The 17,585-nt window shown below is 63.3% G+C and carries 24 protein-coding genes and 1 pseudogene; 13 read left to right on the forward strand and 12 right to left on the reverse strand.

The genetic code is table 11. The features are described from left to right. Positions 1-27 precede the first annotated feature (27 nt). The 3 genes from ettA (at position 28) to XH92_RS10510 (ending at position 3,498) form a co-directional block, all read left to right on the forward strand. Entirely contained in the window at positions 28-1,677 is a 1,650-nt protein-coding gene (gene ettA / locus XH92_RS10500; RefSeq protein WP_194459149.1) for an energy-dependent translational throttle protein EttA, read from the forward strand. Positions 1,678-1,695: 18 nt separating this feature from the next. Continuing rightward, a complete protein-coding gene (locus XH92_RS10505; protein ID WP_194459150.1) occupies positions 1,696-2,709 on the forward strand; it encodes a DUF4424 family protein in 1,014 nt (337 codons plus the stop codon). 204 nt (positions 2,710-2,913) lie between these two features. Further along, entirely contained in the window at positions 2,914-3,498 is a 585-nt protein-coding gene (locus tag XH92_RS10510; protein ID WP_194459151.1) for a TIGR00645 family protein, read from the forward strand. Between the two features lie 116 nt (positions 3,499-3,614). Here XH92_RS10510 and XH92_RS10515 read toward each other — a convergent pair whose 3' ends face one another. Then, positions 3,615-4,751 (reverse strand): toll/interleukin-1 receptor domain-containing protein, encoded by a 1,137-nt coding sequence (locus XH92_RS10515; protein WP_194459152.1) that lies wholly within the window; start codon positions 4,749-4,751, stop codon positions 3,615-3,617. A gap of 83 nt (positions 4,752-4,834) precedes the next feature. Between XH92_RS10515 and XH92_RS10520 the strand changes: the two genes are divergently transcribed. Continuing rightward, positions 4,835-6,067 carry a lytic murein transglycosylase gene (locus tag XH92_RS10520; protein ID WP_194459153.1) on the forward strand — a complete coding sequence of 411 codons (1,233 nt, stop codon included), beginning with the start codon at positions 4,835-4,837 and terminating at the stop codon, positions 6,065-6,067. A gap of 66 nt (positions 6,068-6,133) precedes the next feature. Here the strand turns inward: XH92_RS10520 and XH92_RS10525 are convergent, their stop codons facing one another. Further along, a complete protein-coding gene (locus XH92_RS10525; protein ID WP_029084043.1) occupies positions 6,134-6,418 on the reverse strand; it encodes a hypothetical protein in 285 nt (94 codons plus the stop codon). A 236-nt stretch (positions 6,419-6,654) separates the two neighbouring features. Next, positions 6,655-6,960, reverse strand: coding sequence for a hypothetical protein (locus tag XH92_RS10530; protein ID WP_050422015.1), 306 nt, complete (start codon positions 6,958-6,960; stop codon positions 6,655-6,657). An 87-nt stretch (positions 6,961-7,047) separates the two neighbouring features. On the opposite strand from XH92_RS10530, the gene XH92_RS10535 reads away from it, so the two are divergent. The 3 genes from XH92_RS10535 (at position 7,048) to bfr (ending at position 8,341) form a co-directional block, all read left to right on the forward strand. Then, positions 7,048-7,221 carry a hypothetical protein gene (locus XH92_RS10535; protein WP_194459154.1) on the forward strand — a complete coding sequence of 58 codons (174 nt, stop codon included), beginning with the start codon at positions 7,048-7,050 and terminating at the stop codon, positions 7,219-7,221. 126 nt (positions 7,222-7,347) lie between these two features. Next, entirely contained in the window at positions 7,348-7,620 is a 273-nt protein-coding gene (locus XH92_RS10540; protein ID WP_016843730.1) for a bacterioferritin-associated ferredoxin, read from the forward strand. Positions 7,621-7,852: 232 nt separating this feature from the next. Next, entirely contained in the window at positions 7,853-8,341 is a 489-nt protein-coding gene (gene bfr / locus XH92_RS10545) for a bacterioferritin (RefSeq protein ID WP_050406821.1), read from the forward strand. 96 nt (positions 8,342-8,437) lie between these two features. On the opposite strand, the gene XH92_RS10550 is transcribed toward bfr, so the two are convergent. The 3 genes from XH92_RS10550 to XH92_RS10560 all read right to left on the reverse strand — a co-directional run bounded on the left by XH92_RS10550 (position 8,438) and on the right by XH92_RS10560 (position 10,186). Next, positions 8,438-8,860 (reverse strand): hypothetical protein, encoded by a 423-nt coding sequence (locus XH92_RS10550; RefSeq protein ID WP_194459155.1) that lies wholly within the window; start codon positions 8,858-8,860, stop codon positions 8,438-8,440. Between the two features lie 183 nt (positions 8,861-9,043). Continuing rightward, on the reverse strand, positions 9,044-9,397 hold the full coding sequence (locus XH92_RS10555) for a hypothetical protein (protein WP_194459156.1): 354 nt from the start codon (positions 9,395-9,397) through the stop codon (positions 9,044-9,046). Positions 9,398-9,784: 387 nt separating this feature from the next. Beyond that, entirely contained in the window at positions 9,785-10,186 is a 402-nt protein-coding gene (locus XH92_RS10560; protein ID WP_194459157.1) for a nuclear transport factor 2 family protein, read from the reverse strand. 138 nt (positions 10,187-10,324) lie between these two features. Here XH92_RS10560 and XH92_RS10565 point away from each other — a divergent pair, with 138 nt between their 5' ends. Further along, complete coding sequence (locus XH92_RS10565; RefSeq protein ID WP_194459158.1) at positions 10,325-11,014, forward strand: helix-turn-helix transcriptional regulator; 690 nt, start codon at positions 10,325-10,327, stop codon at positions 11,012-11,014. 15 nt (positions 11,015-11,029) lie between these two features. Here the strand turns inward: XH92_RS10565 and XH92_RS10570 are convergent, their stop codons facing one another. Continuing rightward, positions 11,030-11,275 (reverse strand): DUF2188 domain-containing protein, encoded by a 246-nt coding sequence (locus XH92_RS10570; protein WP_016840968.1) that lies wholly within the window; start codon positions 11,273-11,275, stop codon positions 11,030-11,032. A 119-nt stretch (positions 11,276-11,394) separates the two neighbouring features. Between XH92_RS10570 and XH92_RS10575 the strand changes: the two genes are divergently transcribed. Both XH92_RS10575 and XH92_RS10580 read left to right on the forward strand, forming a co-directional pair. Further along, entirely contained in the window at positions 11,395-11,661 is a 267-nt protein-coding gene (locus tag XH92_RS10575) for a DUF2277 domain-containing protein (RefSeq protein ID WP_050406827.1), read from the forward strand. A gap of 99 nt (positions 11,662-11,760) precedes the next feature. Next, a complete protein-coding gene (locus tag XH92_RS10580) occupies positions 11,761-11,988 on the forward strand; it encodes a hypothetical protein (protein WP_194459159.1) in 228 nt (75 codons plus the stop codon). Positions 11,989-12,045: 57 nt separating this feature from the next. Here the strand turns inward: XH92_RS10580 and XH92_RS10585 are convergent, their stop codons facing one another. Continuing rightward, the gene (locus tag XH92_RS10585) at positions 12,046-12,573 is read right to left on the reverse strand and encodes a collagen-like protein (RefSeq protein WP_194459160.1); all 528 of its coding nucleotides are present in this window, start codon (positions 12,571-12,573) and stop codon (positions 12,046-12,048) included. Between the two features lie 129 nt (positions 12,574-12,702). On the opposite strand from XH92_RS10585, the gene XH92_RS10590 reads away from it, so the two are divergent. Continuing rightward, the gene (locus tag XH92_RS10590) at positions 12,703-13,692 is read left to right on the forward strand and encodes a hypothetical protein (RefSeq protein ID WP_194459161.1); all 990 of its coding nucleotides are present in this window, start codon (positions 12,703-12,705) and stop codon (positions 13,690-13,692) included. A gap of 101 nt (positions 13,693-13,793) precedes the next feature. Here XH92_RS10590 and XH92_RS10595 read toward each other — a convergent pair whose 3' ends face one another. Further along, positions 13,794-14,054: a helix-turn-helix domain-containing protein gene (locus XH92_RS10595; RefSeq protein WP_021076090.1), complete on the reverse strand. Its 261-nt coding sequence runs from the start codon at positions 14,052-14,054 to the stop codon at positions 13,794-13,796. 170 nt (positions 14,055-14,224) lie between these two features. Next, positions 14,225-14,991: pseudogene (locus tag XH92_RS10600) on the reverse strand (SDR family NAD(P)-dependent oxidoreductase). Positions 14,992-15,199: 208 nt separating this feature from the next. On the opposite strand from XH92_RS10600, the gene XH92_RS10605 reads away from it, so the two are divergent. Continuing rightward, complete coding sequence (locus XH92_RS10605) at positions 15,200-15,589, forward strand: hypothetical protein (RefSeq protein WP_246788362.1); 390 nt, start codon at positions 15,200-15,202, stop codon at positions 15,587-15,589. Positions 15,590-15,673: 84 nt separating this feature from the next. Here the strand turns inward: XH92_RS10605 and XH92_RS10610 are convergent, their stop codons facing one another. Then, on the reverse strand, positions 15,674-15,928 hold the full coding sequence (locus tag XH92_RS10610; protein WP_194459163.1) for a hypothetical protein: 255 nt from the start codon (positions 15,926-15,928) through the stop codon (positions 15,674-15,676). 267 nt (positions 15,929-16,195) lie between these two features. Here XH92_RS10610 and XH92_RS10615 point away from each other — a divergent pair, with 267 nt between their 5' ends. Next, entirely contained in the window at positions 16,196-16,636 is a 441-nt protein-coding gene (locus tag XH92_RS10615) for a hypothetical protein (RefSeq protein ID WP_194459164.1), read from the forward strand. A 360-nt stretch (positions 16,637-16,996) separates the two neighbouring features. On the opposite strand, the gene XH92_RS10620 is transcribed toward XH92_RS10615, so the two are convergent. Continuing rightward, positions 16,997-17,578: a GDP-mannose pyrophosphatase gene (locus XH92_RS10620; RefSeq protein ID WP_194459165.1), complete on the reverse strand. Its 582-nt coding sequence runs from the start codon at positions 17,576-17,578 to the stop codon at positions 16,997-16,999. Positions 17,579-17,585: the final 7 nt, after the last annotated feature.

Here is a 17,585-nt window from a genome sequence, read left to right on the forward strand (position 1 = left end):
AAATCGGATCAATTCCAGGGACAGCGGATGGCTCGCCAGTTCATCTATTTCATGCAGGGTCTGACCAAGGCGTATCCGACCCGCAAGGTGCTCGATAACATCCATCTGAGCTTCTATCCGGACGCCAAGATCGGCGTGCTCGGCGTCAACGGTTCGGGCAAGTCGACGCTGCTCAAGATCATGGCCGGCCTCGACAAGGAGTATAACGGCGAGGCCTGGGTCGCCGAGGGCGCCCGTGTCGGCTATCTCGAGCAGGAGCCGCACCTCGACCCCGCACTCAACGTCCGTGAGAACGTCATGCTCGGCGTCGCCAAGCAGAAGGCGATCCTCGACCGCTACAATGAGCTCGCCGTCAACTATTCGGACGAGACCGCCGACGAGATGACCAAGCTGCAGGACGAGATCGAGGCGCAGGGCCTGTGGGATCTCGACAGCAAGGTCGACCAGGCGATGGACGCGCTGCGCTGCCCGCCCGACGATGCCGATGTCACGAAACTGTCGGGCGGTGAACGCCGCCGCGTCGCGCTGTGCCGCCTGCTGCTCGACCAGCCGGAATTGCTGCTGCTGGACGAACCGACCAACCATCTCGACGCCGAGTCGGTGTCATGGCTGGAAGGCCATCTGCGCAACTATCCCGGCGCGATCCTGATCGTCACCCACGATCGCTACTTCCTCGACAACGTCACCGGCTGGATTCTCGAGCTCGACCGCGGCCGCGGCATTCCCTACGAGGGCAACTACTCGTCCTGGCTGGTGCAGAAGCAGAAGCGGCTCGAGCAGGAGGGGCGCGAAGACGCCGCGCACCAGAAGACGCTGGCCCGCGAGCAGGAATGGGTGGCGTCCTCGCCGAAGGCCCGCCAGGCCAAGTCGAAGGCACGCTACCAGCGCTATGAGGAGCTGCTCAAGAAGGCGAGCGAGAAGCAGACCCAGACCGCGCAGATCATCATTCCGGTCGCCGAGCGGCTCGGCGCCAACGTCGTCGACTTCGAGGGCCTCAGCAAGGGCTTTGGCGATCGCCTGCTGATCGACGATCTCACCTTCAAGCTGCCGCCCGGCGGCATCGTCGGCGTGATCGGCGCAAACGGTGCCGGCAAGACCACGCTGTTCAAGATGATCACCGAGCAGGAGACGCCCGACAAGGGCACCATCACGGTCGGCGAGACCGTGCATCTCGGCTATGTCGACCAGTCGCGCGACGCGCTCGAGGGCAACAAGACGGTGTGGGAGGAGATCTCCGGCGGCAACGAGCTGATCCTGCTCGGCAAGAAGGAAGTCAATTCGCGCGGCTATTGCTCGGCGTTCAACTTCAAGGGCGCCGACCAGCAGAAGAAGGTCGGCGCGCTGTCCGGCGGTGAGCGCAACCGCGTCCATCTCGCCAAGATGCTGAAGTCGGGCGCCAACGTGCTGCTGCTCGACGAACCGACCAACGATCTCGACGTCGACACGCTGCGCGCGCTGGAAGAGGCGCTGGAGGATTTTGCCGGTTGCGCCGTCATCATCAGCCACGATCGCTGGTTCCTCGACCGCATCGCGACCCACATCCTGGCTTTCGAGGGCGACAGCCATGTCGAATGGTTCGAGGGCAACTTCCAGGATTACGAAAAGGACAAGATGCGCCGGCTCGGCCAGGACAGCATCATTCCGCACCGCGTGAAGTACAAGAAGCTGACGCGGTGATGTGAGCAGGGGGCGGCGATGAAATGTGTAGTCGCCGCCAGCTTGTTCGGATTTGGACTATGGCTAGGTGCGCTCTCCGGGGCGTCCGCCAACGACTCGATGGCCATGTTCGGCGCGGGTGGCCTTCAGTTCCAGAAGACCGATGAACTACAGATGATGAGCGAGGAGCTCTATCTGAGTGCGGAGGAAATTCGCGTCACCTACAACTTCCGCAATCTGACCGATCACGACGTCAGCGGAACTGTCGCCTTCCCGATGCCGGAGATTTCCGTCGAAGGGATGAGCGAAACGCCGCACAGATTCCACAAGTCGGCTCTGGATGGCGACATCTTCGACTTCCATGTCGAGGTCGGCGGACGATTGATCAAGCCGGAAGCTGACGTTCGTGCCTTCGTCAGGAGTTCCGGAGGTGTCGAAAAGGATGTGACTGAGCTGCTGAAGAAGTATCAGCTGCCTCTGGTTGATCCGGAAAATCGATACAGCGCTCTCGATGCCACTGCGATCAAGGCTCTCGTGGCCGCCGGAGTGATGGAGGACGATGATGAGCATCATCCGCGTTGGTCGGTGCGCACGAACTTCCACTGGCAGCAAGTCTTCCCTGCCGAGCAAGCGATACTGATTACCCACCGTTACAAACCGGTCATAGGAAGTACCTATGTGGACGCGGATGTCGCCCAGGTGCCCGATCTCGCGTCAACCTGTCCCGACAAGGCCTTTGCCAACTCCATGAAAGCGCTGCCGGCCGACCAAAACAAAATGCTTCTGGGAGCTCAGCTTGAGTACGTCCTCGAGACGGGTGCCAATTGGGCTGGGCCTATCGGCCGTTTCCATTTGGAGATCGACAAGACTGGGGCGGATCTGGTGTCGTTGTGTCCGATCCCTGGGCTCAAACTGCAACGGCACGGGAAATCGTTTGTCGCCGACGCTTCGCAATATGTGCCAACAACCGATATCAAGCTTCTGTTCGTTTATCGGGCTTGCGACAAGAGTCCATGTGGCATCAATGCGAATTGGCCGGGCTATCCGCACTAAATCCAGCACCGCGTGAAGTACAAGAAGCTGACGCGGTGATCGGTTCACGCGGTCGATGCGGCCATCGCGCCGCGTTCGATCGTTCCCCGTTTGCAGGATCGTGACGGCATCGCGGCGCAATCTGCGGCCAGTTGTCGCTTTTCAAGCGCGCGGGAATGCGTAGATAGAGCGCTCCGCAATTCTCAATTCCGCGAGCACTCCAACATGTCCGCTGTATCAGACGCGCGTGCCCCCCTGAAGGGCCGCTCGCTGCGTCCCGTTCCGATGCTGATCTTCGGATCGCGCTGGCTGCAATTGCCGCTCTATGTCGGCCTGATCATCGCCCAGGGCGTCTATGTCGTGCTGTTCCTGAAGGAACTGTGGCACCTGTTCGCCCATGCTTTCGATTTCAGCGAACAGCAGATCATGCTCGCCGTCCTCGGCCTGATCGACGTCGTGATGATCTCGAACCTGCTGGTGATGGTGATCGTCGGCGGCTACGAGACCTTCGTGTCCCGGCTCAATCTGCAGGGACATCCCGACGAGCCGGAATGGCTCAGCCACGTCAACGCCAGCGTGCTGAAGATCAAGCTGGCGATGGCGATCATCGGCATCTCGTCGATCCATCTGCTGCGCACCTTCATCGAGGCCGGCGCGCTGTCGTCGGGCAAGGGCAACTACACCGAGACCGGCGTGATGTGGCAGACCATCATCCACTGCGTCTTCATCCTGTCGGCGATCGGCATCGCCATCGTCGACAAGCTGTCGAACGACTCGATCGAGGGCGCCAAGCAGCACTCCGGGCACTAGAGCATGATCCGGAAAAGCGCGAAGCGGTTTTCCGAAAAGATCATGCGCAAACAAAAAGCTAAGGCGCGATGAGAATTCAACCTATCCCATCGCGCTTTAGGAATGGCAGCGCGGCGTCATCGCGCCGCGCGTGAACCAAACAGAGCGGGCGCGGTGATCTTGCGGAGCCATTCCGGGATCTGCGCGGCGCCGCGCGGGAAGCCGCGTGCCATCGCGAGGATGAAGATCGGCTGCCAGACGCCGAACAGCACCAGCCAGGCCAGCCAGTCCGGAAATTTGACGATCGCGCCGTAAACGGCTCCGGCAGCTATGGCCGCGATCCAGTTCACGACGACGCTGTCGAGCCGCCTGTAACCGGGATTGGTCAGCAGCACGGCAAGGATCGTGATCCCGCCGCCGACGGCTCCTCCGACGCAGCCGATGACGTAGCCCATGAATGGATTGTTGCCGAGCGTGTCCCTGACTTCAGCGGCTTGTATGGTGGTCGTGTCGGCGGCACTCGTGTTGGCGATACTTGTGTCAGCGGCGGCGGTGGCGACGGCTTTCGAATACTGGCCGAGCGACTGAAGCGTGACACTGCTGGCATCGTAGGCCGCGATCCAGGCCGCTGCCGTAACCGCAACCACCAATGCCAGCTGGAACCGGTCCTTGACGCCAAATATGAAATTGCAGGTCGCGATCGCCAGTCCAAATATCACACCGGGCAGGATCGTTACTCCGCCGGTTGGCCCGGAATCGACGAAGGAATATTGCAGAACATTGGTGGCATACCTCACGGCAATGAAGCTGCCGACAATCGAAAACAGCGCCAGCACGAGGAACGGCAAAATGGACCGGCCATGTGACAGCGCGCTTTCGGCCGCCAGCATGCGATCCACCGCGGCCCGCGTCTCGGCGGCGGCGCTGCCCTGCGGCTCCAGGATCGTGACCGCCTTCAGATAGGTCGGGACCTGGTCGAGCGGGGTCGGCGCCATCATCACCGGCAGCACGCGATTGCTCGGGTTCGGCCATTTCCCCTTGGCAAAGGCGAGTTCGCTCAAGGTGTAGCGTCCTTTGGTCACCGATTCCGGACTGATCAGGAACACCATAAAATCGCTGCTTTCGATGGCTTTTTCGACGCGCGCATCGAAGCTGTCGCCCGGCGGGAGATCGTCGTGCGAAAAGAAAACCTCATGGTCGCAATTGCGCAGGGACTGAGCGATGTTGTCAGCCTGCGATTCCAGTTCGGAGGGAAATGACAAAAATATGCGCATGGCAAAATTTACCACCCAGAATTGAATTCTGACATTGCCGAATCCACGTTGCAATGCCTGTTTCCGTTAGGGTGAGATCGATCATGAAATGGCCAGCCACCATCGTCGCATGCGCGGTGCTGCTTAGTGCGCCGCTGCAGCGGCCCGCCGACGCCGCCGACGCCGCGTTCTCCCAGTTCATCGCCTCGCTGTGGCCGGAGGCCAAGGCGGCCGGCGTGTCGCGCGAAACCTTCGATCGCGAGACGAGCGGGCTCGAGCCCGACTACAAGCTGCCCGACCTGATCCTGCCCGGGCGTCCGAAAACCGGCGCGCCGGCGCAGGCCGAGTTCGTGCAGGTGCCGGCCGACTACATCAAGGAAGCCTCGATCGCGCGGCTCGCGACCGAGGGGCAGCGGCTGTTGCAGAAGTATCGCTCGTCGCTGGATGCGATCGAGAAGCGGTTCGGCGTTCCTCCCACCATCGTGCTGGCGATCTGGGGCCGCGAGACCGATTACGGCCGCTATTCGCTGCCCTACGACACGCTGCGCGTGGTGGCGACGCAGGCCTATGTCGGCCGCCGCAAGGATCAGTACCGCACCGAGTTCATCCTGGCGCTGAAGATCCTCGGCGAGGGCGCTGTGACCCGCAAGGAGCTGCGCTCATCCTGGGCGGGGGCGACCGGCTACACCCAGTTCCTGCCGTCGGAGTATTACAAGCACGGCGTCGACCTCGACGGCGACGGCAAGGTCGACATCTGGCACTCAGTGCCGGATGCACTCGCCTCGGCCGCGCAACAGCTCGTCAACAAGGGCTGGCAGCCCGGCGTGCGCTGGGCCTACGAGGTCACGGCACCCGCCAATGCCGACTGCACGATGGGCGTGCCCGAGGTGACAAAACCGATCAGCCAGTGGCTGCGGGCGGGCTTCGTGCCGGTGCGCGGCGCAAGGCTCAGCGCCACCGAGCAGGCGCAATCGGCCTCGCTGCTGCAGCCTGAAGGCATCTACGGTCCGGCCTTCCTGACCACGCCGAACTACTTCGTGATCAAGGAGTACAATTTCTCCGACCTCTATGTGCTGTTCGTCGGCCATCTCGCCGACCGCATGACGAGCCCGCAGCCGTTCGCGACGCCATGGTCGGCCTCGAAGCAGCTGCGCTCCGCCGATGTCGAGGCGATGCAGCAGCAGCTGACGAAGATCGGTCTCTACAAGGACAAGCTCGACGGCAAGGCCGGGATGCAGACCCGCGCGGCGCTCGGCGCCTATCAGAAGCAGGCCGGGCTGAAGGTCGATTGCTGGCCGAGCGAGGCGGTGCTGCGTGCGATGAACGGGCAGCGGTGATCGGAAAACAAAAACCCGGCCGCAAGGCCGGGTTTTCGAGTGTGATGCTGAAACCGTATTGGTCGATCAGTCGCAAACCTGGATGCGACGGAAGCGCCAGCCGTAGCCGTCCCAGAAGCGCTCACGAACCCAGCGGCACGGAGCTTCTTCGACGTAGGTCGGGGCCGGTGCAACATAGACCGGAGCCGGGCGAGCGCCGGCGATCGCGCCGCCCAGCAGGGCGCCGCCGATCAGGCCACCGGCAACGCCGGCCGCGACGGCGCCGCCGTCACCAGCCTTGGCAGCCGGAGCAACGGCCAGCGAACCGGCAATCGTGGTAACGGCGACAAGGGCAGCTAAAGTCTTCTTCATGTCTTTGGCTCTCCTGGAAGGTGGTGGCGTCGTGGTCCGACGCCGGGTTTAGGTGACTCACACGCTGATCTCGAACTGCTGTCTTGCTAAACAGCGCAGAACAGTCAACCGAAAGTAAACGTCCGCAGGCTCATCGCGCAGAAAAGCGGTTTTTTCTGGCCATCTACAGCAGACGTCCCGGAGAAACAGTCGGTTTTCCGGGACATCTGGTTCGAATTAATCGAGATGAACGGCGATCAGTCGCAAACGCGGACGCGGCGAACGCGCCAGGTGTAGCCGTCCCAGAAGCGCTGGCGCTGCCAGAAGCAATCGGGACCGTAACCGGGCTCGGCGACATAGGCCGGGCCCGGCGCGTAGTAGCCGTAGCCGGGACCGTAGTAGCCGTTCTGCGAAGCGATCGCGCCGCCGACGATGGCGCCACCGATCAATCCCGCAGCGACGCCAGCGGCGACGCCGCGTTGTGCCTGGGCGGGGGCGGGCACCGCCACAGCCGAAACCGCCAGAGTGGCAGCGGCGCAAAGCGCCAGCAATGTCTTCTTCATGACCTCACCTTTCTCACGGGAGCTTGGACAGCGAACGTTGGCGATCTGTCTCGCCCTTGAGGGTTCCATATTCCGCTTGAATGATCAATGAACGACGCTGCCGTATCTGTGTCCAAATGCTTGCAGCTTTTGGCATATCTTGCAACGCACAAGCCTGTGGTGCTGCAGTTCACCGGTAGCTGCGGCGACGGAAGCTGGATTGGCGCGGTAGATCCGCCTGGCCGGTTTCATATTCCCGAAAGCCGGGATCAGCCGATTTAGATTCATTCCAATATGAATCCCGCATCAGTTTGGAATTGCTACAAGAACGGCTTTTTCCTTTTGCATCCGGCCGGGGTCGACAATATCCATATTGCCAAGCATCACCCGTTGGACCCGCCTCCTCTGATGATTGTCTGTTCCTGTAACGTCCTCAGCGACCACGATGTCCGCAATGCCGTCAATGGCGGCGGGTCTGTGACACGAAACGCAAAGCAGGTTTATGGCTGCCTCGGCTGTAGCGCCGAATGCGGCCGCTGCGCGCGCACCATCAAGGCGATCATTGACGAGGCGCTTGGCCCCTGCGCCAAGGCCTGCTGCTCCGGCTGCCCCCACAGCGGCCATCCGCACGCCGCCAACGAGGACGCCGAGCCGGCCGAATTCGCGCTCGCGGCCTGCTAAGGCCATCTCCCGGTTCTGGTGACCCGGAACCGCCCTCGGCTTCTTGCCCTGACCTGTTTTCTTCAAGCGAGCCGGCTTCCATCGCGCCGGAAGCGGTCGCGCTTCGCCAAATCCCCCGAATCCGGTTACCCACGCGCTGCTTCCGCGAAGGGTTGCTCTCTCCGGTAATCTGATTTAGAAGCGTTCTAAATTCAGTGCTGGCCAGATTTGGCCACGACAGGTGGAGTGGATCATGCAAGGCGACCCGAAGGTCATCGATTATCTGAACAAGGGGCTGCGCAGCGAACTGACCGCCATCAATCAGTACTGGCTGCACTACCGGATGCTCAACAATTGGGGCCTCCTGGAGATGGCCAAGGTCTGGCGCAAGGAGTCCATCGAGGAGATGGAGCACGCCGACAAATTCGTCGATCGGATCCTGTTCCTCGACGGCTTCCCGAACCTGCAGGTGCTCGATCCCCTGAAGATCGGCCAGGACGTCAAGGAGATCATCGAGTGTGACCTGGCTGCCGAGATCGGCGCCCGCACGCTCTATCAGGAGGCGGCGACCTACTGCCACGGCGTCAAGGACTATGTCAGCCGCGACCTGTTCGAGCAGCTGATGAAGGACGAGGAAGACCACATCGACTTCCTCGAGACCCAGCTCGACCTGATCAAGCGCATCGGCCTTGAGCTCTACACCCAGAAGCACGTCGGCCATCTGAAGGGCGAGGAGTCCTGAGCCACCTTAGCCGGCTCGGAGACTGGCTCCAGAAATGCGAGAGGCCGTCCTTGCGGACGGCCTCTTTCGTTTTTTCGATCCGGATCGAGTGACCGGTCAGTAGCAGCGGATGATGTTGATGGTGCGATCGCCGTCCCGGCCGGGCACCGTGACGCTCTCGGTGGGGCAGCTCGACACATAGGGCCGATCCGACGGCACCACGGCCGGCGGATAGCGATGCGCCCAATCCCAGGGCACGTCCTGGGTGTAGGTGTAGCGAACGTCGTTCGAGACCGGCGCCGGGACCTCGGCGGCGTAGGGAACGGCGGCCGCGCCATCATAATATCCGCCGCCGTCCGGCAACACGATGCCGGGCACGCGCACGTGATGGCGGAAGGCCGGATGATGCGAGGTGAACGTGCCGCGCGGCGCCGTTCCGGATCTCGCATAGGTCTCGGTCGGGGAAGCAAGCAGCAGCGCTGCAACGCCAAGGGAAGCCAACAGGGACGCCGTCGGCGCCCGATATGTTCGATACGCCATCCTTCGAAAGCTCATGGTACGCACCAACCCGCGGTTACGGAGCATTGTGCGGACGCTAGGCCGGGCCGCGTAGCGCCCGCAAACTCATCCTTAATTATTGGTTAAAAAGTAAGGTTAACAGGGAGTAATTGTCTCAAATTGGCGCGATCGCGCGCGCGACGTCCTGCAGGCGGCGCGCGCCGTTCAGACCGCGTCCGCCGGAACGAAACAGCTGATGATGATGTTGCCGCGGTGGTGCACGTACCACACCACAGCCTCGCCGACCGGATTGCCGCGGTCGCGGATGATCGCGCGCTCCGGCACCATCATCCATTCGCCCTCGATCGGCACCCAATAGGCGCCGCCCCGAACGTCATAGCTCGTGCGATGGCCGTCGGAGATGTCGCAGCACGGCACGCCGTTCGGCGCGATCACGCTCTTGAACCAGGCGCGGATATCTGGCGGCACGTTGTCGTATTGACCGTTGTCGAACGCCAGCGCCGCGCCCGCCATCATGGCGAGCCACGCAAGCACCGCGCCATGCGCGAGCCTTCGCATTGCATCCCTCCGCGACGACCTTGAGCGTGACGCGCGCGCATCGTCTCGCGCGCGAATCCGGTGTTGGTGCGATTAGGCACGAACCGCGCACGAGATGCATGCTCAAAGAATGAGCGAGCCGGCGCGGTCGTTCGTGATGCAGTGCGGCATCGCGGTGCTCAGACCGGCTTCTTCGCGCGTGCCTTGTTCGCAGGCTTTGCCGCGATATTGTCCCGCGCCATCGTGAGCGCACCGCGCAAACTGACCTGATCGGCTTTGGCGAGGCGGACATTGGTGCTGCCGCTCTTGCCCCCATGCGCGGCACGTTCGTCCAGCCGCGTCGCTGCAAGCCTCGCATGAGGGAAATCGTTGTCCGAGTGCTGCGCCGCGCGCCTGGCGAAGTTGTGTTCAGCTCTGCTTGAGCACGTTCAGCGCATACCATCCCCAATAGACCCGGTGGCGCTGGATCAAGCCGTCCCTGATCTCCATGACCTCGACGAGATCCATCTGGTCGCCGTTCGGGGACTGGCGCGGATATTCCCAGGTCAGAATCCGGCCGTCGCTGAAGAAGCCCTGCTTGAAGCGCCGCCGCTGCGGCGGGTTGGTACGGAACACGCGCGTGACGAACTCGCGCAGTGCCTCCCGGCCCTGGACGATCCCGTCCTTGGTCTGCATCAAATGCTGGACCAGCGGGCTTTCGATCGAAGCATCCTGCGCATAGAGCGCCAGCGCCGCCTCGAGATCCTTGTTGCCGAGGGCCTCGTCCCAAAGCCTGTAGATACGTTCCGCGTCGTGGTTGCCTTCTGTCATGATTGTTCCTTGCGCTTTGTCTGATGGCACCGACTTGAGCGGCAGAGGCCGTCACGACGTTTCAGGAAAATCTGAAATGAGTTCCACGACGCGGCGAATGCGGCTAGGACGTTTCTGCGCAATCCGGAGGACGATGCGGTGAGATCATCCCAATCCGTGCAAACGGGATTTTCCCGGATCGCCGAGGCATTGGGCGATCCCGTGCGCGAGGCCATGGTCAGCGCGCTGGCCGACGGCAAAGCTTTGCCCGCGGGCGAGCTTGCCGCGGTGGCCGGCATTTCGCCGCAGGGCGCCAGCGCGCATCTGCAGAAGCTGGTCGATGCGCGCGTGCTGTCGGTGTGGGCGCAGGGCCGCTTCAGATATTACCGGATCAGGGACGACGACGTCGCGGCGCTGATCGAGAACCTGGTCGATCTCGCGGCGAAAACCACTGCCGGGCGCAAGCGGGCGATGCCCGCCGAGCAGCTCAGGCAATCGCGCACCTGCTACCATCATCTGGCAGGCCAGCTCGGCGTGCTGCTGTCGAATGCGCTGGTGCGCCGTCGCCTCGTCGTCATCGACGGCCGCGATGGGCGTGTGACCGAGCAGGGGCTGGCCTGGTGCCGCGCCGAAGGGATCGAATTCGATCCGGCGCGGCCGCCGCATCTGCGGCTGTGCAATGACTGGACCGAGCGTGTGCCGCATCTGGCAGGTCCCTTTGCCAATGCCGTGCTGGCGCGGCTGGTCGAGATGCGCGGCGTTGCACCGCACCGGATTCCGCGCGCGTTGCGGATCACCGACCGTGGACGGGCGTTCTTCGATCGGCTCGGTGTGCAGATTCCCTTCTGAGAGCGGGTGAATGAACTAGCGGCCGTCCTCGACCTCGGTCTCCGGGCGGTCGTTGCCGGAGGCGGTTTCGGTCAGCCATTTGCCGTCCGAGGTCTCGTACTGGATCGCCTCGGTGCGGCCGGGAACGCGCTGTTCGTTGGCGGCGCGCCGGGCGGCGGCAAGGGCCGCGGCATGGGTCGGAAACGGTTCCGAAAACACCCCGTTGACAGTGTAAGCCCAGCCACCATCGTGCTGGACCACCTTGTAGATCACGTGGCTCATCCGGAACCTCGCTTCCTCCGTGGACGATGAGGCTGCCAGAATAGACCACGATGTCGTATTTTGCAGCAGCCGATCGTCCTTGAGACACAAGCCCCGAGGTGCGGGCGAGGGAAACTGACATGTGCCGTAACATCAAGACGCTGTTCAACTTCGAGCCGCCCGCCACCGAGGACGAGATCCACGCCTCGGCGCTGCAATTCGTGCGCAAATTGTCCGGCTTCAACAAGCCGTCGCAGTCCAATGAGGCCGCCTTCAATCTTGCCGTGACCGAGGTCTCGGATGCCGCGCGCAGGCTGCTGATCTCGCTGCACACCACGGCGCCGGCGCGCGATCGCGAGGTGGAGGCGGAGAAGGCGAGGGAGCGTTCGCGGCTGCGCTTCGGCTGAGGCAAGCCAAGGGCCAGGCATTCCGTGATGCAGGTCACGGTACGGCGCCATGCCTGCCGGCCATCATGGCCGTTCACCCCGGTCTCCGGAGCAAACGCCATGAAGCCTGCCGCCCTGCTCACACTTTGTTCGATTGCGTTCGCCGTTCTTTGGACCTGCGGCATGCTGTGGTCGAGCGGCACGATCGACCTCGCCAACGTCGTCATCCTGTCGGCCTGCGGGGCGTTCGCGGGCGTCGCCTGGTACTACGCGATGCGCTGGGTCTTCCAGCTCATGCAACTCGCCCGGCCTTCCGATCCTCCGGCCAATCCGGGCGCGGAGCGGTAAAGCATCGGGCGCGACACGGACATAGCCGGTCGTGTCGCTGCGCGATGACAGGAAGGGTTACTTCTTGTCCTTCTTGCGGTGCTTCTTCTTTTTCTTGTGATCGTCGTCCTCGTCGTCTTCGTCAGCGAAATCGATCGCGTCGACCTCGAGCGCGATCGCCTCGGCTGCCGCGCGCTCGGCCGCGTCGCGTTCGGCGAGCTCTGCGGCTTCACGCTCCTTGGTGCGCTTGTAGTCTTCCCAGGCGTCGAAGATCATGTGCAGCCACGGCATCACCTGCTCGATCGATGGCAATTGGCCGGGCGGTCCGGCTTCACCGCGCGGGCCGGCCGGACCCTGCGGGCCCTGTGGACCAGCTTCGCCGCGCGGACCCTGCACGCCAGCCTTGCCTTGCACCCCCGGCTTGCCCTGAGCGCCGGCCTTTCCGACCGCTCCGACCTTGCCCTGAGGACCCGGCTTGCCGCGCGCACCTTCCGGCCCCGGCCGCCCCGGATGTCCCTGCGGACCGGGCCGTCCCGGCTCGCCCTGACGGCCCTGCGGCCCCTGCGCCCCTCGCGACCCCTGGCGGGAAACTGTCTCGTCAGCCACTGATATGCTCCGTCTCGATTTGAAGCCGCTTGTAACAGAGGTTGGACGACGGCTTCAATTCTGCCCGGCGACGCCGATGCAAGCGATCAACAGTCATAATTCGATGCGAAGATTGTGACGGAGGACGCGTTGCGGTTTCTGAGCGGCAGGTACGGCGCAGCTGCGGGCGAGGGATCGCAACCGCTCGACATCGTCATGACGCGGCACGACGTGCTTGATGAGGTGGCCTTTCGCAGCACGGGTGTGCTCGAACTCTATGAGGAGCTGTTTCCACCAACCGAGCGCGACAGCTCCGAAGATATCGTGCGCTGGGTGCTGTCGGACGATGTCGGCGAGCGGCGACAGCTCAGAGTCGGCAGTCAGGCAATCTCATATCGCCTCGACTCGCGCTGCTTCATCCTGCGCGCCGGCGCCGGCCGCGCGGTCGGGCTCGGCTTCTTCACCTACGATCACGCCAGCGACCTGATTTTTTGCAACCATGTCGGCGTCGCCAAGGCGTGGCGGGGCGGCGGTCTGGCGCGCGCATTCTATCGCGAGACGGTCGCGGTGCTCGACGCGCTGTTTCCGCGCAACATCGGCGTGGTGCTCGAGGTCGAGCCATTCGATCGCGATCGCGTGGCCGCGATCATCGCCGATCTCGAGCAGACATGCAGGCGACAGCTCGCTGCGGACGAGCAAGGCCAGATCCGCCGATTGCTGCGCGCGCGGTGGTACGACAAGCTCGACTATGCCGCGTTCTGCGACGCGCGGACGATGCAGCCACTGCTGTGCCGCTCGCCATGCCTTGATCCGTGCCTGCCGTCGTCGGATTGGGCAGGAGGCGAAGAAGATTACTGGCTGATGTGGCAGGCACGGACCGGCGCGCACTCCGCAAAGAGGCGCGCGAGCGAGTTCTGGCAAAATGCCGTCACCGCGATCTACGTCGAGATCCTCGCAAAGTCCCTCGTCGATGACGATCCGGATGGACGGCTCGACTATTGGGACTATGCGTGCGCGCTGGTGGCCGAGACGCTGCAACGGACCGCGACGACCGACGTGTATCTCGCGCGCTGCCTCGGTGACGAGGACAGCGCGTTGCTGTCGCGCTGGCGGCGTCTTGCCATCGACCTGCCGATCTGAGCTAGAGCATGATCCGGAAAAGTTCGTAGCGGTTTCCGAAAAGATCATGCTCAAACAACAAGCTAAAGCGCGATGACGATTCAACCCAATCGCATCGCGCTTTAGGCCGCGGCGTGCTCGCTGTGCGGCACGTCGATGCCGTCGGCCGAATATTCGCGGATCTTGTTCCGCAACGTCCGGACCGACAGTCCGAGCACGCGCGCGGCGCGGGTGCGGTTGCCGTCGCAGCGCGCGAGCGTTTGCAGCACCAGTTCCCGCTCAACTTCATCGACGGTCGCGCCGATCAGCAATGGGACGATTTCATTTGGAGCCAGCGACGGCAGCAGTGCTTCCGGCGACGGTACGGTGGACGCGTAAGACATGAACTCCTCCCGATCAACGCCCGCCTCCTCGATGAGGCGGAGACATCGAGAACCAACTACCCCGTAGAATCCACGGTGTGCCGGTTTGGTTAACAAGTCCTTAACGCGCCGCTAACTCCCTGCTTTGTAAGCAAAATACCCCGAAATCGCCACGATTGCGGTTCCATCGGTCACAGTGTGCGGTAGCCGCCGTCGACCATCACGATCGATCCCGAGACATAGGCCGACAGATCCGAGGCGAGGAAGATCGCGGGGCCGACGATGTCCTCTGGCTTGCCGGCCCGGCCGAGCGGGGTGTGATCCATGAAGACCTTCACGAGGTCGGGATTGGTGGCGCGCACCTTCTCGTTCAGCGGCGTCTCGATGAAGCCGGGGCCGATCGCGTTGACGCGCACGCCGTCCTTGCCGAGCTCGGCGGCCAATGCCTTGGTGAAGCCGAGCACGCCGTGCTTGGAGCGGTGTAGGCCGGCGAGCTCGGCGTGCGCAGATGCACGAAGGACTGGATCGAACCGATGTTGACGATGCGTCCCTTGTTCTTGCGTAGCGGCGCGAGGAAGGAATGCGTCACGTTGAAGACGCCGGTGAGATTGATCGAGATGATGTCTTCCCAATCCTTGATCACGGCTTCGTCGGTTCCGAGCATGCCGTTGCGGCGCGCGATGCCGGCATTGTTGACCAGGATCGAGACAGCTCCGACCTTGTCGGCGATCTGTCTCGCCATTGCGACGCAGGCGTCGCGATCGGTCACGTCGAGCGCGAAGCTCTCTGCCTTGCCGCCGGCGTTCCTGATCTCCCTGGCCGCTTCCGCCGCCGCATCGCCGTTCATGTCGAGCAGCACCACGCGCGCGCCCTCGCGGCCATAGCCCAGTGCGATGGCACGACCGATGCCCGAGCCTGCGCCGGTGATGACGGCGATGTGATTGTCGAGAAGGGCCATGGCGTTTCCTCGTTCTGATTTGTGAGCGTTGCCGACAACACTATTCAAAACTGCGCCAAGCGAAACGCCAAGCGGCGTTTGCGCGTTGCTGTTATCCGGATTCGGATGACAGTACGGACCGATCATGGACCCGCATATCAGACACTGGAAAGTTGCGATCGAGCGCTTCTGCGCGGCGCCTGATCCAGATTATCGGGAAATCGCCAAAATGATCGCCGAGATCGCTACCACCGACATCGACGAGACGCTGCGGCATGCGGCCGCACAGGTGCTGCCGATCCTGCGCCAGGCCGCGCTGAAATCGGCCGACCGCCGGACCAAGTCGATGGCGCAGCGCCGCCTCGGCATCGTCAGCGATGCGCTGCACATGCTGTCCGCGCCGCAGTTCGGCCGGCGTGGCTTGATGCCGAAGGCGCTGACGCAGGAAGAGCGTTACCGGCAATTGCTTGGCCTGCCGTTCGGCCGCCGCCTCGCAGCGACCGAGGTCCATCAGGCGTTCAAGCGCGCCGCCAAGACGGTGCATCCCGACGGCGGCGGCAACGGCGCGGCGTTCCTCGAACTTGCCGCCGCGCGCGACGCGCTGATCAAGCATCACTGACGCCAGATCGCGTCATGCCCGACAGCATGAGGGCGGACGCCGCGCTGTTGCCGCGGGTCCGCCCTGTGCGTGATCGGAGGGCGCTCAGAACGAGCAGGTGCCGTTGTTGAGCAGGCCGGTCTTGTAGGTGAACGCGGCGTCGAAGGTCGGCAGCTCCTCGCTGACGACGGCGAAATTCGCCGGCCATGGCGTGGTCGGAATGCTCTGGTCCCAGATCTGGCAGAAGCCGGTGTCCTGCCAGCGGATCAGATGATAGGGCGTGGCGCTGGCCGGGCTCGCCGCGGCAAGCACGGACACGGTGGCGGCAATGGTGGCGCAGGCGATCGCAAGTCGACGCATGGGAAATCTCCGGTTTGAAAACGTCAATGCTCCGCGGGGCAATCCTGGAGCTCAGGGGCCGATCGCCCCGGACATGCAGTGAGTGTTGCAACCCGGGGAACAGGTTCAACACCGGTTGTGCTGAAATATCCGTCAGCAAATGGCCGGCACTGTGCCAAATTGCGCCTGGTTGCTTGCTACAGTCGCGCATTGCGATTCGCAGCCGTGTCGCGACGCAGGCAAATCGATGTGAGCAAATCGACTGAGAAAGTCTTGGGGAGACTGCACATGAAACTTTCATCCACCCTTCGCGCCGCGCTGGTCGCGCTGCTGGCATTGACGGGACTTGCTGTCTCTTCCGCCGCTCGCGCCGACAGCGGCTTCGTGACGCTCACGATCTACAAGGCCGGGTGGATCATCGGCGGCTCCGGCGGGAGCGGTGTGCTGACGTTCCGCGGCCGCTCCTATCGGCTGTCCACCGGCGGTCTCGATTACGGCCTGGTCTTCGGCGGCTCCAAGACCGTGCTGCGCGGCCGCGTCAGCAACATCAATCGTCCGTCCGACGTCGCCGGCGTCTACGGCGCGGCGGGCGCCGGGCTTGCCGTTGGTCGCGGTGCACGCGCGATCGTGCTGACCAATCAGAAGGGCGCCGTGCTCGAACTGACCGGCCACCAGGTCGGCCTGATGGCCAATGCCGATCTGAGCGGGCTTGCGATCACGATGCAGTAGAGTTGACGGTGTGGAGCGGCGCTAGCGACAGCTGATCGTCGAGCCGGATTCAGACCATCCCCGTCATCCTGAGGAGGCCGCAGCGCGGCCGTCTCGAAGGATGAATCGGCCACCAGCGGGGCCGTCGATTCTTCGAGGCTCGCTCCGCTCACACCTCAGGATGACGGAGCTAGAGCATTATGGCTCCAGGGGCCAGCGTGCGTCTGTGTGATTTCGGAATATTGGAAGCGTATCGGTGAGTTGCCCGACGTGTCAAGTCGAGCGCCGGTCACCGCCGGCTACTTTGCATGGGGTTGTTTTCGATATTTTGTCTAGCTGATGGCGCGAGCCGCCTCGGTCCGGGCCGGGACGCGGCGGCATTCACCTGAACAGATGCAGCGCGGCGTATTGCAGCAGCATGATGGTCTTGGCGTCGACGATGCGGCCATCGCTGATCATGGCGAGCGCGTCGTCGATCGCAAGCTCCAGCACCTCGATGTCCTCGCCCTCGTCGGCGAGCCCGCCGCCGTCGCTGACACGCATCGCGGCGTCGTATTCGGCGATGAAGAAATGCAGCTTCTCGGTCACCGCGCCCGGCGTCATGAAGGCTTCGAATACCTTGCGCACATGCGTGAGCCGGTAGCCGATTTCTTCCTCCGCCTCGGCGCGAATGCGCATCTCCGGCGCGGCATCGTCGAGCATGCCGGCGGCGGCCTCGATCAGGAGATCGTCATAGCCGTTGGCGAAAGCCGGGTAGCGGAACTGGCGCACCAGCACGACGCTGCGGGTACTGAGATTGTAGGGCAACAGCACCGCGCCGTTGCCGCGGTCGTAGACCTCGCGCACCTGGGTCTGCCATTCGCCGTTGCTGCGGCGGTAGTCGAAGGTCGCGCTCTTCAGCTCGTAGCGGCGTTTGGAAAGCAGCTCGACGTCCTTGACGCGGACGCGGTCGGCGATGCTCATGCTGATA

The organism is Bradyrhizobium sp. CCBAU 53421, assembly GCF_015291625.1.
GTDB lineage: Bacteria > Pseudomonadota > Alphaproteobacteria > Rhizobiales > Xanthobacteraceae > Bradyrhizobium.

What these genes read in the sequence shown, in the direction of transcription:
- XH92_RS10520 (WP_194459153.1), top strand. Translation starts at nt 4,835, where the DNA reads ATGAAATGGCCAGCCACCATCGTCGCATGCGCGGTGCTGCTTAGTGCG.
- XH92_RS10525 (WP_029084043.1), bottom strand. Translation starts at nt 6,418, where the DNA reads ATGAAGAAGACTTTAGCTGCCCTTGTCGCCGTTACCACGATTGCCGGT.
- XH92_RS10620 (WP_194459165.1), bottom strand. Translation starts at nt 17,578, where the DNA reads ATGAGCATCGCCGACCGCGTCCGCGTCAAGGACGTCGAGCTGCTTTCC.
- XH92_RS10555 (WP_194459156.1), bottom strand. Translation starts at nt 9,397, where the DNA reads ATGCGAAGGCTCGCGCATGGCGCGGTGCTTGCGTGGCTCGCCATGATG.
- XH92_RS10575 (WP_050406827.1), top strand. Translation starts at nt 11,395, where the DNA reads ATGTGCCGTAACATCAAGACGCTGTTCAACTTCGAGCCGCCCGCCACC.
- XH92_RS10530 (WP_050422015.1), bottom strand. Translation starts at nt 6,960, where the DNA reads ATGAAGAAGACATTGCTGGCGCTTTGCGCCGCTGCCACTCTGGCGGTT.
- XH92_RS10540 (WP_016843730.1), top strand. Translation starts at nt 7,348, where the DNA reads ATGATTGTCTGTTCCTGTAACGTCCTCAGCGACCACGATGTCCGCAAT.
- bfr (WP_050406821.1), top strand. Translation starts at nt 7,853, where the DNA reads ATGCAAGGCGACCCGAAGGTCATCGATTATCTGAACAAGGGGCTGCGC.
- ettA (WP_194459149.1), top strand. Translation starts at nt 28, where the DNA reads ATGGCTCGCCAGTTCATCTATTTCATGCAGGGTCTGACCAAGGCGTAT.
- XH92_RS10595 (WP_021076090.1), bottom strand. Translation starts at nt 14,054, where the DNA reads ATGTCTTACGCGTCCACCGTACCGTCGCCGGAAGCACTGCTGCCGTCG.
- XH92_RS10560 (WP_194459157.1), bottom strand. Translation starts at nt 10,186, where the DNA reads ATGACAGAAGGCAACCACGACGCGGAACGTATCTACAGGCTTTGGGAC.
- XH92_RS10570 (WP_016840968.1), bottom strand. Translation starts at nt 11,275, where the DNA reads ATGAGCCACGTGATCTACAAGGTGGTCCAGCACGATGGTGGCTGGGCT.
- XH92_RS10610 (WP_194459163.1), bottom strand. Translation starts at nt 15,928, where the DNA reads ATGCGTCGACTTGCGATCGCCTGCGCCACCATTGCCGCCACCGTGTCC.
- XH92_RS10515 (WP_194459152.1), bottom strand. Translation starts at nt 4,751, where the DNA reads ATGCGCATATTTTTGTCATTTCCCTCCGAACTGGAATCGCAGGCTGAC.
- XH92_RS10605 (WP_246788362.1), top strand. Translation starts at nt 15,200, where the DNA reads ATGATCGCCGAGATCGCTACCACCGACATCGACGAGACGCTGCGGCAT.
- XH92_RS10535 (WP_194459154.1), top strand. Translation starts at nt 7,048, where the DNA reads ATGAACGACGCTGCCGTATCTGTGTCCAAATGCTTGCAGCTTTTGGCA.
- XH92_RS10510 (WP_194459151.1), top strand. Translation starts at nt 2,914, where the DNA reads ATGTCCGCTGTATCAGACGCGCGTGCCCCCCTGAAGGGCCGCTCGCTG.
- XH92_RS10615 (WP_194459164.1), top strand. Translation starts at nt 16,196, where the DNA reads ATGAAACTTTCATCCACCCTTCGCGCCGCGCTGGTCGCGCTGCTGGCA.
- XH92_RS10580 (WP_194459159.1), top strand. Translation starts at nt 11,761, where the DNA reads ATGAAGCCTGCCGCCCTGCTCACACTTTGTTCGATTGCGTTCGCCGTT.
- XH92_RS10505 (WP_194459150.1), top strand. Translation starts at nt 1,696, where the DNA reads ATGAAATGTGTAGTCGCCGCCAGCTTGTTCGGATTTGGACTATGGCTA.
- XH92_RS10550 (WP_194459155.1), bottom strand. Translation starts at nt 8,860, where the DNA reads ATGGCGTATCGAACATATCGGGCGCCGACGGCGTCCCTGTTGGCTTCC.